Raw genomic sequence first — 13,117 nt, 5'->3', positions numbered from 1 at the left:
GAAGGTCTGGACGGCGTAGGCAGTGTGGGCGCTGTGGCTACTGCTGCAGCGCCGTCTCCACGGCCTCCCGCATCGTGGCCGGTGAGGTGGTGGGGGCGAAGCGCTCGATGACCTGCCCGTCCCGGCCGACCAAGAATTTGGTGAAGTTCCACTTGATGGCATCGCCGAGCATCCCCGAGCGCTGCCCGCGCAGCCACTGCCACAGCGGGTGCGCGTCAGAACCGTTGACGTCCACCTTGGCGAACATGGGGAAGTCCACGCCGTAGTTGAGCTGGCAGAACTGGCTGGCCTCGGTGTCGGTGCCCGGCTCCTGGTTCGCGAACTGGTTGCAGGGGAAGCCCAGCACCACCAGCCCCTGGTCCCGGTACTGCTCGTAGAGCTCCTGCAGGCCGGTGAACTGCGGAGTCAGACCGCACCTGCTGGCGGTGTTCACCACCACGGCCACCTGACCGGCGTACTCGGACAGTGGGCGGTCCTCACCGGTGGGGGTGGGGGCGGTGAACTCGTGCAGGGATCCTGGGGTGGTCATCGACCCACTCTACGGAACGTGCCTTCGGCGGCGGTCAGCGTCAGCGGTCCAGCTCGATGCAGGGTGCCCAGGAGTTCGGCGGCTGCTCGCAGTTCGGTGCCTGAATGGCCAGCCAGGCCACGCCCATCAGCACGACGACGGCCAGCACCAGGCCCACGAAGAGGGCCACCTTGGACTTCACGCCAGGGGGCTCAGGCCAGGGCCAGTTCGCGCTGGACCACGGCGGCCAGGTCCTCGGCCTCACGGCGGGCCACCGACTCATCGGCGGCCTCGACCATCACGCGCACCACCGGCTCCGTGCCGGAGGGGCGCAGCAGCACCCGGCCGGTCTCGCCCAGGCGCTGCTCGGCGGCCTCCACAGCGGCATGCAGCTCAGGGTCGGTGGCGGCACGGGACTTGTCCACACCCTTGACGTTGATCAGCACCTGCGGGAGGCGCTCCATCACTGCGGCCAGCTCGGCCAGGGACTTGCCGGTGGCGGCCATGCGCGCACCGATCTGCAGTCCGGTGAGCACGCCGTCCCCGGTGGTGGCGAAGTCGGAGAAGATCACGTGGCCGGACTGCTCCCCACCCAGGGAGTAGTCGCCGTACTTCATGCCGGCCAGCACGTAGCGGTCCCCCACCTTGGTCTCCACCAGCTGCACGCCCTCGCGCTGCATGGCCAGCTTCAGGCCCAGGTTGCTCATCACGGTGACCACCAGGGTGTCATCACGCAGCCGCCCGGCGTCCTTCAGGGCCAGCGCCATGATCCCCATGATCTGGTCGCCGTCCACCACGGTGCCGTTCGCATCCACGGCCAGGCAGCGGTCGGCGTCCCCGTCATGGGCGATCCCGAAGTCCGCACCGTGCTCCAGCACGGCGGCCTGCAGGGGCTCCAGGTGGGTGGACCCCACGCCGTCGTTGATGTTCAGTCCGTCCGGATCCGCGCCGATCACCACCACCTCGGCACCGGCGTCGGTGAAGGCCTGCGGGGAGCATCCGGCCGCAGCGCCGTGCGCGCAGTCCAGGACCACCTTCAGCCCGTCCAGGCGGTGCGGCAGGGACTTGAGCAGGTGCACCACGTAGCGGTCTTCGGCGTCGGCGAAGCGGTCGATCCGGCCCACCTCGGCGCCGAGCGGACGCAGCGGCTCCAGCTCCATCTGACGCTGGATGGCGTCCTCCTGCTCGTCGGTGAGTTTCTCACCGCCGCGGGCCAGGAACTTGATCCCGTTGTCCGGGGCCGGGTTGTGCGAGGCGGAGATCATCACGCCGAAGTCGGCATCCTGGTCATCCACCAGGAACGCGGCGGCCGGAGTGGGCAGCACCCCGGCGTCCAGCACGTCCACACCGGAGCTGGCCAGGCCCGCTCGCACGGCGGAGTTGATGAACTCCCCGGAGATGCGCGGATCCCGCGCGACGACGGCCACCGGACGCTTCCCCTCGGGGACGGTCTGGTGCCCCAGGACCACCGCGGCGGCCTGGGCGAGCTTCAGGGCGAGTTCGACGGTCAGGGTCTCGTTGGCCAGGCCACGGACGCCGTCGGTTCCGAATAGTCGTGACATCACGCCTGATTCTAAGCCGTGCCGCCCGGTTCGCCCCGCAGCGACCCGTCCGAGGAAGCCTCGGCATAGACCCACTCCAGCCGGTCCCGCCGGCTCTCGGGACAGTAGTGCAGACGCAGGGCCTGGCTCCAGAAGGCCCGATTGCGCGCACGCAGGTCCTCCCGGGCCAGCAGGGCCGCCGAGAGCTCCACCAGGTCGCCGAGGGAGGTGACCATGGCGATCGGGTCCCCCGCGTCCGCCGCGCCCGGAGCGAGGCGGAAGACCGCGGGCATGCCCGCCGCCGCGGCGGCCACCACCGTGGGCGGCACGCTGCCCGAGGCGGTGGCGCTGACGTACAGCGAGGCTCCGAGCAGCTCCTGGTGGCGCTGGTCCGGCTGGACGGACCGCACCGCCCGATCGGCCGAGGCAGAGGGCAGATGCCGCGGGTCCAGGCGCTCGCCGTCCACCCAGGCGAAGCGGGTCTCCTGCGGCCGGCGGATCCGCCGCAGCCGCTCCGAGAACTGCGCGAAGGCCTGCTGGTACTCCGCGGGCCCGGTGACCGCCCCGGCGGCCACGACCGCCCTCTGCTGTGCGGGCAGGTCGTTCCAGGTCCCCTCCAGCCGGTAGGGGGCCGGAGGCACCAGGTGGATGGGCGTGCGGCCGCCGCAGAGCCGGTGCGCGAACCGGTGATCGGCGGACGTGGTGGTGGCCACCATGTCCGAGAAGCAGCACAGCCGCCTCTCGACGCGCTCGATCCGGCGCACCTGATCGGGGTTCAGCGGCTGCTCGACCAGGCCGAAGCCGTGCGGCGTGAACACCATGCCGGGGCGCCCGAGCTCCGGCACCAGCCGGCGGCCCACGCGCATGGCGAAGCCGATCGGCGCCGAGTGGGCGTGGATGACGTCGGGCTGCAGGGCGCGGACGGCCCGCACCAGGGCGGGGGTCTCGGTGGCCATGAGCCGCACGGAGGTGCGGAACGAGTGCTCGGCCGCCGGATGGAGACGGCCGGGGACCGGGAGCGGCGGTGCGGTCAGCACCTCGTGCTGAGCGAAGGATGCGGCCTCGGAGAAGGAGGCCACGGTGCGTTCGGCGAGATCGTCATGGCGGTCGACGACGTGCAGGACCTTCATGGCAGGCAAACCTCAGGGTGTGGGCCGACAAGGCGGCTGGGCGGGCTTCAAGAGCCCCCCTGAGACGGTCCGATCGCGCGCCCCGACGCTCGATCGACGACATGACAGTACCAAAATGCCAGGGGCGGTGCAGACCCTCAGGTCCATTTAGACCCCCACGTGTCTTCCCGTGACGCTGACCTGCGCCGCGGGCCCGCCCGTCGTGTAGTGTCTGCCCTCCCCCAGCACCGACCGAGGCGACTAGCGCACCCGGGGGAAGGCGCCGCCGTCGTGCTCTCCGAACTCCGAGAGCTCGGTGGCCGGGCCACAGACCAGCGGATCTGGCTGGTGCACGATCCGGGTGTCCTTGCCCGGGTATGGCAGGGTGTGCAGCACGTGGCGCATGGCCTCCAGCCGGGCGCGCTTCTTGTCATTGGACTTCACCACGGTCCACGGGGCGTCGGCGGTGTCCGTGTAGAAGAACATCGCCTCCTTGGCGGTGGTGTAGTCGTCCCACTTGTCCAACGAGGCCAGGTCCGTGGGCGAGAGCTTCCAGCGACGCACCGGGTCGGTCTCCCGCGTGGCGAAGCGGTTGAGCTGCTCGCGCTGGGAGACGGAGAACCAGAACTTGATCAGGTGGATGCCCGAGTTCACCAGCATGCGCTCCAGCTCCGGGGTCTCCCGCATGAACTCCAGGTACTGCTGCGGCGAGCAGTAGCCCATCACCCGCTCCACACCGGCCCGGTTGTACCAGGAGCGGTCCATCATCACGATCTCCCCGCCGGAGGGCAGGTGCTGGATGTAGCGCTGGAAGTACCACTGCGAGGCCTCGGCGTCGGTGGGCTTCTCCAGGGCGACGGTGCGGGCGCCGCGGGGATTGAGATGTTCGTTGAAGCGCTTGATGGCACCGCCCTTGCCGGCGGCGTCACGGCCCTCGAAGATGATCAGCACCTTCTGGCCCGTCTCCTTGACCCACAGCTGCATCTTTAGCAGCTCGATCTGCAGCTCGCGCTTGCGGCGCTCGTAGATCCGGCGGGAGATCTTGGCCTCATACGGGTAGCCCTCCTTCCAGGCCTCCGGGTCCGGGGAGGCGAGCTTCTTGGAGCCGGCCAGCTTGCGCTGCAGCTCCGCGATCTCGTCCACCTCGTCTGCGTAGTCATCGGCCACGGCGAACGGCTCGTCGTCCGGGCGGATGTCCATCTGGTGCAGGCCCTCCAGGACCTCCTCCGGAGTCAGATCCGAGGCGGCGACCGAGGAGACGGGGGCGGTTGCGGCCTCGGTCTTCGGGGCGCTCTTGGTGGCGGCCTTCGCGGTGGACTTGGCGGGGGTCTTCGCAGCAGGCTTCGCGGCGGTCTTCGTCGCGGACTTGGCGGTGCCCTGCCCGTTCCTGAACGCGTTCGACGCGGCGCTGCTCTTCGAGCTGGAGTCCTTGGTGGCTGCCATCGGCAAGCTCCTCATGATGGTGCGGCGCAGGTTCGGCCGCCGACCTCTGCGGAGGTCTCGAACGCGATCTGACCTGCTCCGAGGCCACGGTGCCCCGGACTTGAATTCTACCGGAGCGTAGGATCCGGCGCGCCGGATGCCGGGCACTATGCCGCCCCCACTCTGGCCCGCCTAGCAGGCAGCCTCCAGATCTGGATGGACACCCATCTGCGGAACACCATCCAGTGGCCCCCGGAGTTCGTCTGAATCGCGGCCACCCCCTTCTCGAGACACTCTTCGCCCGGACAGGTCACCGAGCTGTCCCGAGAAGGGGGTGAGAGCGTGCGCCGAGCCCGGCTGCCCTGCCCTAGCCCTCCACAGCGGCCCGCAGGTCGTCCACCGCGCCGGGCACCGCCAGCAGGTCCACCGCCTCCGCGCGCATCTCGACCTTGCGCACCTTGCCGGTGACGGTGGTGGGGAACTCCTCCACCACGCGCACATACCGGGGGATCTTGTAGCGGGCCAGCCGCCCTGCGCAGAAGTCCCGCAGTCCCACGGCCGTCAGCGGCTCAGCTCCCCCACGCATCCGCACGCAGGCCATCAGCTCCTCGCGGTACCTCTCGTCCGGGACTCCGATCACCTGGGCGTCGGCGATGTCCGGATGCGTGTAGAGGAACTCCTCGATCTCGCGCGGGTAGATGTTCTCTCCCCCACGGATGACCATGTCCTTGATCCGCCCGGTGACCTGCACATAGCCCTCGGCATCCATCCGCCCCAGGTCTCCGGTGTGCATCCACCCCTGGGCGTCGATCGCCTCGGCGGTCTTCTCCGGCTGATCCCAGTAGCCGGTCATCACCAGGTAGCCGCGCGTGCACAGCTCCCCGTCCGCGCCCACCGGAACGGTCTGACCGGTGGCCGGGTCCACGATCTTCACCTCGGCGTGCGCCGCCGCCCGACCCACGGTGCTCACCCGGCGCTCCAGCGAGTCGTCCGGGCGGGTCTGCAGGGACACCGGTGAGGTCTCGGTCATGCCGTAGCAGATGGTCACCTCCTCCATGTTCAGCGTGGTGATCACCTTCCGCATGATCTTCTCCGGACACGGCGAACCGGCCATGATCCCGGTCCGCAGCGTGGCGAGGTCGAAGGTGGCCAGATCCTCCCGAGCGAGCAGGGCGATGAACATGGTGGGCACCCCGTACAGGCTGGTGCACCGCTCCTGCTGGGCCGCCTCCAGCGTGGCACGCGGATCGAAGCTGGGCGCCGGGATCACCACGGCCGCACCGTGCGTGGTGGCCGCCAGGTTCCCCATCACCATGCCGAAGCAGTGGTAGAACGGCACCGGCACGCAGATCCGGTCCTGCTCCGTGTACCGGCACACCTCGCCCACGAAGAACCCGTTGTTCAGCATGTTGCGGTGGCTCAGGGTGGCTCCCTTGGGGAACCCGGTGGTGCCGGAGGTGTACTGGATGTTGATGGGGTCCTCCGGGGAGAGGCCTGCCGCGATCCGATCCAGCAGCGCCTCATCCGGTTCCACCTTCCCGACGACGTCCCACGCCGGGGTGCCCATGATCACCTTCAGCGCCAGCGGGCCCCACGAGGCCTCGGCCCGGTCCAGCATGGCCGGATAGTCCAGGTTCTTCACGGCCGGCGAGGCGATCACCGCCGTGATGCCGGACTGACGCAGCACGAACTCCAGTTCATGCTGGCGATACGAGGGGTTGATGGTGACCAGGACCGCCCCGAGCTCGGCGGTGGCATACTGCGTGAGCGACCACTCCCACCGGTTCGGGCTCCAGATGCCCACGCGGTCACCGGTGCGGATGCCAGCCCGGTGCAGGCCCGTGGCGAGTCGGCGCACGTCTGCCCGGAACTGCGCATAGGTCCAGCGGCGCCCGGCCGCCACGTCCACCAGCGCATCCCGGTCCGGGAACCGGTCCGCCGTGCGGCGCAGGCTCTCCCCGATCGTGGTCTGGAGCAGGGGCACCTCCACTGACCCTGCATCGTGGGACAGGGACAGTCTCCCCGCATCCCCCGGCACCCCGTGCTGATCAACCGTGCTGCTCGCGTCCATCCCATTCCTCCCCCAGTTAACAACTCTTAACCAGAGTAGAGGATGTGACGCAGGTCACCAGGGCCGTCTCACCAGATGGACACAGCACGGAACCCCGCGGCCCACTCCTGTGCAGGAGCGGCCGCGGGGTTCCGTGGAGGCAGCGCGCGGGGCGCTGCAGGTGACGAGGAAGCGCCCGGTGAGCGTCCGTCGTCGGGAAGGATCAGCGCTTCGAGTACTGAGGGGCCTTGCGGGCCTTCTTCAGACCGGCCTTCTTGCGCTCGATGATGCGGGCGTCGCGGGTCAGGAAGCCGGCCTTCTTGAGCGCCGGACGGTTGTTGTCCCGGTCGATCTCGTTCAGGGCGCGGGCGATGCCCAGGCGCAGGGCGCCGGACTGGCCGGAGGGGCCACCGCCGGAGATGCGCGCGATCACGTCGTAGGCGCCCTCGAGCTCGAGGAGCTTGAACGGATCGTTCACCTCCTGCTGGTGCAGCTTGTTGGGGAAGTAGTTCTCCAGGGTGCGGCCGTTGATGGTCCAGTTGCCCGAACCGGGGATCACGCGGACGCGGGCGATGGCCTCCTTGCGGCGGCCCACGGCGGCACCGGCCACGGTGAGGGCCGGGCGCTCAGCGGCGGGAGCGGACGCCGGGGCGTCGGTGGACTCGGAGGTGTAGCTGGTCAGCTCCACATCCTCCGGGGACTCAGTCTCATTGAGAGTCATGGTTCTCCTTGAAAGGTTTCTGGTGGGGCTGACCCGTTACTGGGCAACCTGAGTGATCTCGAAGGTCTGCGGCTTCTGGGCCGAGTGCGGGTGCTCAGCACCGGCGTAGACCTTCAGCTTGGCCATCTGCTGATCAGCCAGCTTGTTCTTCGGGAGCATGCCCTTGATGGCCTTCTCCACGGCGCGGACCGGGTTCTTCTCCAGCAGCTCTGCGTAGGAGACGGACTTCAGTCCACCCGGGAAGCCGGAGTGGCGGTAGGCCTTCTTCTTCTCGAGCTTGGCGCCGGTCAGGGCCACCTTCTCGGCGTTGATGATGATGACGAAGTCGCCCATGTCCATGTGGGGGGCGAACGTCGGCTTGTGCTTGCCGCGCAGCAGGGTCGCAGTCTGGCTGGCAAGACGCCCCAGCACCACGTCGGTGGCGTCGATGACATGCCACTGGCGGTCGGCGTCGCCGGGCTTCGGAGAGTACGTACGCACGTTGTCTGCCTTCATGTTCGGTTCGGTTACAGCGCACTGCCAACCGGGTCGTGAGTCCAGTGGAGAGCCGCTGAGGTCTTCGGTGCGCTGCCGGCACACCAGGTGAGGACTGGTGAGGAGACCGGGTCCGTGAGATTCCCAGTGGCACCCCGGGCCTAGCGACCATGCAACAGGCCACCCGCGGGCGCGACGAATCCGGGAAAGGACACGCACAACGACTCACCATGCTACCCGACCCGGAGGCGACGGGGCAAAAGAGGATCTTCCCCCACAGCCCCTCCCTGAGGTGGAATGGTGTGATGCGCCTCACTTCCGCCGCGTCCTCCGTGGCCGCCACCCTCACCGCCCTGACCCTGACCGCCGCCTCCGCGTCCGGAGTCGACACCGCACCGGTCCCGGTTGCGTCGACGACGTCCACGGCGTCGGCCAGCTCCTACGTCGCACTGGGAGACTCCTATTCCTCCGGCACCGGAACCCGTGCCTCCACCGGAGACTGCTACCGCTCCCCCTACGGCTACCCGAGGCTGGTCGCCGACGCTGCTGGACTCTCGCTGGACTATCAGGCCTGCTCCGGAGCCACCACCGCTGACCTGCTGAGCCGGCAGATCGGTGCCGTGACCGCGGAGACGGACTACGTGAGCGTGACGATCGGCGGCAACGACGTGGGCTTCGCCTCCGTGATCACCGCCTGCGCGCTGCCCGGGTGGATGGGCGACTGCTTCGGCAAGCTCTCCACCGCACAGACCGTCCTGCGCAGCGAACTGGCGGCTCGCCTGGACTCGGTCTACGGCGGGATCCGGACACGCGCACCGCAGGCGACCGTGGCGGTGGCCGGGTACCCGCTGCTGTTCAACGGGACCGACTGCAGCCTGGCCACCTTCTTCTCCGCCGAGGAGATGCGCCAGCTCAATGCCAGCACGCACGAACTCAACAGCCTGGTCAGCCACCGCGCTTCCGCTGCCGGACACCGCTTCGTGGACGTCCGCTCCACGTTCACCGGCCACGCCTGGTGCGACTCGTCCGAGTGGATCAACGGCCTGTCCATGCCGGTCGAGGAGTCCTACCACCCCAACCGGGCGGGCAACCAGGGATACGCCGGCGCGGTGACAGCAGGACTCGGCGTCAGCCCGGTGTCCTCGCTCGCGACCCTGGCCGGGATGACGAAGACCTCGGCCGGGCCGACGTCCGCGTCTCCGGGCCACCAGTCCATGGACCTGGACACATCCACTGCCGCTGACGGCACCGGTGTCACGGATGCAGCCCTGCGTGCTCAGGCCGACCAGGTGCTGGCCATGCACCTGGACTCCACGAAGAACCTGCGGCGGGCTGCCGCTGAGGGCGTCAATCCCTCTGCCGTCCACCGGGCCGTGGCCCAGCTGCGCAGCCCCCACACCGAACGTGTGCTGGCCGGCCTGCAGGAGCTTCAGGCACTCGAGGCCGCCTGGGAGGCCCAGCAGTCCACGCGGTGATCTGCGGCTGGGCCGGCCGCCACGGCGGGTCGTGATGCCAGCCGCCGGTCAGTGCTCCGTGCTGCTCCGTCTGGCCCGGGTCCCTGCGGCCCGGGCCGCCAAGGCCCCCGGTGACCGGCCGTCGTCGGGATACTCCACCTGCTCCAGCACCAGGGCATGGGGCGGAGCCAGTCGCGTCTGGGAGTCGCGGACCTGTGCGGACAGCCGGTGGGCCATCCAGCCGGGCTTCTGACGCCCCTCCCCCACCTGCAGGGCCGAAGCGACCAGGGCACGCACCATGTTGTGGCAGAACGCATCTGCACGCAGACGGGCGACGATCAGACCGCGCTCGTCCCGATGGATGCTGAACTGCTGCAGCTCGCGGATCGTGGTGGCACCTTCCCGCGGCTTGCAGTAGGACAGGAAGTCGTGCAGGCCCAGCACGCTGCGGGCTTCGGCGTCCATCAGCTCCACGTCCAGGGGCGCCCCGTGCCAGTTAGTCGAGCGACGGTTCAGCGGATCACGCGTGAGGGTGCTGTCGCTGATGGCATAGCTGTAGGAGCGCCACAGGGCGGAGAACCGGGCGTCGAATCCGTCCGGGGCCAGCTGGGCCCCGTGGACCATCACGTCGCGCCCGTCACGGCCCAACACGCCGCCCAGACGCCGCACCAGCGAGGAGGCCGGATCCAGGTCCTCGCGGCCACGGGCCAGCCCGATCCACTCCCGCTGCGTCAGGTCCAGGTGCACCACCTGTCCGCGGGCATGCACACCGGCATCGGTCCGGCCGGCCACCACGGTGCGGACCGGACGTCTGATGATCCTCTCGAGCGCCTCCTCCAGCACGCCCTGGACGGTGCGGAGGCCCGGCTGCGCCGCCCACCCATGGAAGTCGGTGCCGTCATAGGCCAGATCCAGACGGACCCGGATCAGTGCCGGCTCCTCCTGTCCAGCCCGGACGGTCCCGCCGAGTCCCGGGACAGGCCCGGCGTGGGGATGGTGCTCTGGCATGGCTCCATCCTAGGCAGTCCGGGGGCACGGCCTCCCCGGCCCTGCCGCCAGGCGACGGCAGAATGGACGGATGGCCCCGTGTATGCAGTACCTCACCGCCGTGACACCAGCTCTCCTGCTCGTGGCCGTCCTGGTCATGCTGCTCCCGCGCCGGTCGCACGGCCTGCGCATCATGACGTTGATCCTGGGCTTCATCCTCGCCCGCGACAGCATGACCCGGCACGGACTCTGGGAGTTCGGGACGGAACAGCGCTCCGGTGGCCCCGGCGTGCTGGCCGAGCTGCCGGTGCTGTGGCTGCGGTTCACCGATGACCCGGTGGCGCTGCTGGTGATGGCCCTCGCCTCGCTCGCGCTGGCCGGGGGGGTGCTGCTGGCCTGCCGCGACCGCATCCGGTCGGTGATGTGGACCGGAGCGAACTGGTTCGTCTCCGTGGTGCTGGGACTGGTCGGGGCCGTCGTCGTGGTGGCGCCTCTCGTGGTGCTCTATGGACCGATGGGTGAATGGTTCTCCCCGGTCAACGACGCACTGCGCGGACTGACCGGCGCCGGAATCCCGGTGTCCGACCGCGGCGGGACGGTGGCGTTGTCCCTGCTGCCGGTGCTGCTGCTGTTCGCCCTGTGCGGGAACCTGGTGGAGGAGGTGCTCTTCCGCGGGTTCCTGCAGAGTCAGGTGGAGGACGAGCTCTCCGGACGTGGTGCCCGGTGGCGGGCGGTGCTCGTCTCCTCCCTGGCCTTCGGCTGCGCCCATCTGTTCCTGGCATTCACCGTGACCGGGCTGGGATGGCCGATCGTGCTGTTCACCCTCTGGGAAGGGCTGGTGTGTGCCGTGATCGCTCTGCGGCACGGCGTGCTCGGTGCCACCGTCACCCACGGCGTGGCGATCTTCCTGCTCGCGTCCGGTCTGATCTGAGCCGCAGACGACTCAGGCCCGCCACCTGCGCAGGGCAGGGAGCGGGCCTGAGGGCGATGACCGGACGGTCAGGGCCGGGTCAGATCACTTGTTCTGGTTCTCCGTGGTCTCCACGTTCGGAGCCTGGGCGTCAGCGGCCTCGGCAGCGGTGTCCTCCGCGGCCTGAGCCTCAGCGGCCTGCTCCGGGGTCTCGGCCTCGGTGGCCGGGGTCTCGGCCTCGGTGGCCGGGGTCTCGGTCACGGGAGTCTCAGCGGTCTCCTGGGTCTGCTCAGCCGGAGCTGCGGGAGCGGCGGTCTCGGTGGCCTTCTCGGCCTCCTTGACCACAGCCTGCTTCGGAGACACGGGCTCCATCACGAGCTCGATCACGGCCATGGGCGCGTTGTCGCCCTGACGGTTGCCGATCTTGGTGATGCGGGTGTAGCCGCCCTCGCGGTTGGCCATGGCCGGGGCGATCACGGTGAACAGCTCGTGCACGATCGACTTGTTGGTGCGGTTCTTGGCGCTGATGATGCCCTGCACCTTGCGGCGCGAGGCCAGATCGCCCTTCTTGGCGTGGGTGATCAGGCGCTCAGCGAACGGACGCAGGCGCTTGGCCTTGGTCACGGTCGTGGTGATCGACTTGTGCTCGAACAGGTTGGCGGACAGGTTCGCCAGCATGATGCGCTCGTGGGCAGGGCCGCCGCCCAGGCGCGGTCCCTTGGTGGGGGTAGGCATTGGTGTTTCTCCTCAGATGTTCCCTGCTCAGGCGGCGCCGGCAGGGCGAACGTTGGTGGTCGGCATGGTCCGGACCGCAGTCCGGGTCATGCTCAGTACTCGGTGTACTCCTCGTCGGACTCCTGGGAGTGCATCGACGGGTCGTACCCGACCGGGGAGTCCTTCAGGGACAGGTCCATCTCAGCCAGCTTGTCCTTGACCTCGTCGATGGACTTGGCACCGAAGTTGCGGATGTCCATCAGGTCGGCCTCAGACCGGGCCACCAGCTCACCCACGGTGTGGATGCCCTCACGCTTGAGGCAGTTGTAGGACCGGACCGTCAGCTCCAGGTCCTCGATCGGCTGGTTGAAGTTGACGTCGACGTTCGGCGAGCCGGTCGGCTGCCCCACCTCGATGCCCTCGGCATCCACGTTCAGCTCGCGAGCCAGGCCGAACAGCTCCACCAGGGTGCTGCCAGCGGAGGCGACGGCGTCACGGGGAGCCATGGACTCCTTGGTCTCCACGTCCAGGATCAGACGGTCGAAGTCCGTGCGCTGCTCCACGCGGGTCGCCTCGACCTTGAAGGTGACCTTCAGGACCGGGGAGTAGATGGAGTCGACCGGGATGCGACCGATCTCAGCCTCCGGAGTCTTGTTCTGGGCTGCGGTGACGTAGCCACGGCCGCGCTCCACCGTCAGCTCCATGTCGAACTTGCCCTTGCCGTTCAGGGTGGCGATGTGCAGGTCCGGGTTGTGGATCTCGACACCTGCCGGAGCGGTGATGTCGGCCGCGGTCACGGTGCCGGGGCCCTGCTTGCGCAGGTAGGCGACCACGGGCTCGTCGTGCTCGGAGGAGACGGAGAGCTTCTTGATGTTCAGGATGACCTCGGTGACGTCCTCCTTGACACCTGTAACGGTGCTGAACTCATGCAGCACGCCGTCCACGCGGATGCTGGTGACAGCAGCGCCCGGGATCGAGGACAGCAGGGTCCGGCGGAGGGAGTTTCCAAGGGTGTAGCCGAAGCCGGGCTCCAGCGGTTCGATAATGAACCGGGAGCGGTTCTCGGCAACGGTCTCTTCAGTCAGCGTGGGGCGCTGGGCAATGAGCACTGACATTTCCTTTCGGCGAGCGTCCGCCATATGACGCACACGATGGGTGGAAACGAATCATGGGACAGGTGGTGCGGCGCAGAGGCACCGCTGCGCACGTCCCCTCAGCGGGGTGCTG

The 13,117-nt window shown here is 69.0% G+C and carries 13 protein-coding genes; 2 read left to right on the top strand and 11 right to left on the bottom strand.

Annotated features, from left to right (window positions below):
- Positions 1–37: 37 nt before the first annotated feature.
- The 8 genes from BM355_RS00830 to rplM form a co-directional block, all read right to left on the bottom strand.
- Positions 38–529: a glutathione peroxidase gene (locus BM355_RS00830; RefSeq protein ID WP_091692924.1), complete on the bottom strand. Its 492-nt coding sequence runs from the start codon at positions 527–529 to the stop codon at positions 38–40.
- A gap of 40 nt (positions 530–569) precedes the next feature.
- Positions 570–710 (bottom strand): hypothetical protein, encoded by a 141-nt coding sequence (locus tag BM355_RS14285; RefSeq protein WP_177227781.1) that lies wholly within the window; start codon positions 708–710, stop codon positions 570–572.
- A 10-nt stretch (positions 711–720) separates the two neighbouring features.
- Positions 721–2,070: a phosphoglucosamine mutase gene (gene glmM / locus BM355_RS00825; RefSeq protein ID WP_091692923.1), complete on the bottom strand. Its 1,350-nt coding sequence runs from the start codon at positions 2,068–2,070 to the stop codon at positions 721–723.
- A gap of 11 nt (positions 2,071–2,081) precedes the next feature.
- The gene (locus BM355_RS00820) at positions 2,082–3,179 is read right to left on the bottom strand and encodes a glycosyltransferase family 4 protein (protein ID WP_091692922.1); all 1,098 of its coding nucleotides are present in this window, start codon (positions 3,177–3,179) and stop codon (positions 2,082–2,084) included.
- Positions 3,180–3,419: 240 nt separating this feature from the next.
- Entirely contained in the window at positions 3,420–4,358 is a 939-nt protein-coding gene (ppk2, locus tag BM355_RS00815) for a polyphosphate kinase 2 (RefSeq protein WP_091693794.1), read from the bottom strand.
- Positions 4,359–4,947: 589 nt separating this feature from the next.
- Complete coding sequence (locus BM355_RS00810; protein ID WP_091692919.1) at positions 4,948–6,651, bottom strand: AMP-binding protein; 1,704 nt, start codon at positions 6,649–6,651, stop codon at positions 4,948–4,950.
- Positions 6,652–6,853: 202 nt separating this feature from the next.
- Complete coding sequence (gene rpsI, locus BM355_RS00805) at positions 6,854–7,351, bottom strand: 30S ribosomal protein S9 (protein ID WP_091692916.1); 498 nt, start codon at positions 7,349–7,351, stop codon at positions 6,854–6,856.
- 36 nt (positions 7,352–7,387) lie between these two features.
- A complete protein-coding gene (gene rplM, locus BM355_RS00800) occupies positions 7,388–7,831 on the bottom strand; it encodes a 50S ribosomal protein L13 (RefSeq protein WP_091693791.1) in 444 nt (147 codons plus the stop codon).
- Positions 7,832–8,130: 299 nt separating this feature from the next.
- Here rplM and BM355_RS00795 point away from each other — a divergent pair, with 299 nt between their 5' ends.
- Entirely contained in the window at positions 8,131–9,300 is a 1,170-nt protein-coding gene (locus BM355_RS00795; protein WP_091692913.1) for an SGNH/GDSL hydrolase family protein, read from the top strand.
- A 48-nt stretch (positions 9,301–9,348) separates the two neighbouring features.
- Here the strand turns inward: BM355_RS00795 and truA are convergent, their stop codons facing one another.
- Entirely contained in the window at positions 9,349–10,287 is a 939-nt protein-coding gene (truA, locus tag BM355_RS00790; RefSeq protein WP_091692911.1) for a tRNA pseudouridine(38-40) synthase TruA, read from the bottom strand.
- A gap of 70 nt (positions 10,288–10,357) precedes the next feature.
- Here truA and BM355_RS00785 point away from each other — a divergent pair, with 70 nt between their 5' ends.
- Positions 10,358–11,197 (top strand): CPBP family intramembrane glutamic endopeptidase, encoded by an 840-nt coding sequence (locus BM355_RS00785; protein WP_091692908.1) that lies wholly within the window; start codon positions 10,358–10,360, stop codon positions 11,195–11,197.
- A gap of 84 nt (positions 11,198–11,281) precedes the next feature.
- Here BM355_RS00785 and rplQ read toward each other — a convergent pair whose 3' ends face one another.
- Both rplQ and BM355_RS00775 read right to left on the bottom strand, forming a co-directional pair.
- Complete coding sequence (gene rplQ / locus BM355_RS00780) at positions 11,282–11,911, bottom strand: 50S ribosomal protein L17 (protein ID WP_091692906.1); 630 nt, start codon at positions 11,909–11,911, stop codon at positions 11,282–11,284.
- Positions 11,912–12,003: 92 nt separating this feature from the next.
- The gene (locus BM355_RS00775) at positions 12,004–12,999 is read right to left on the bottom strand and encodes a DNA-directed RNA polymerase subunit alpha (RefSeq protein WP_091693787.1); all 996 of its coding nucleotides are present in this window, start codon (positions 12,997–12,999) and stop codon (positions 12,004–12,006) included.
- Positions 13,000–13,117: the final 118 nt, after the last annotated feature.

This window comes from Micrococcus terreus (genome assembly GCF_900116905.1).
Taxonomy (GTDB): domain Bacteria; phylum Actinomycetota; class Actinomycetes; order Actinomycetales; family Micrococcaceae; genus Citricoccus; species Citricoccus terreus.
Note: the sequence above shows the minus strand (reverse complement) of the source record. Positions and strands in the feature narration are given on the sequence as shown.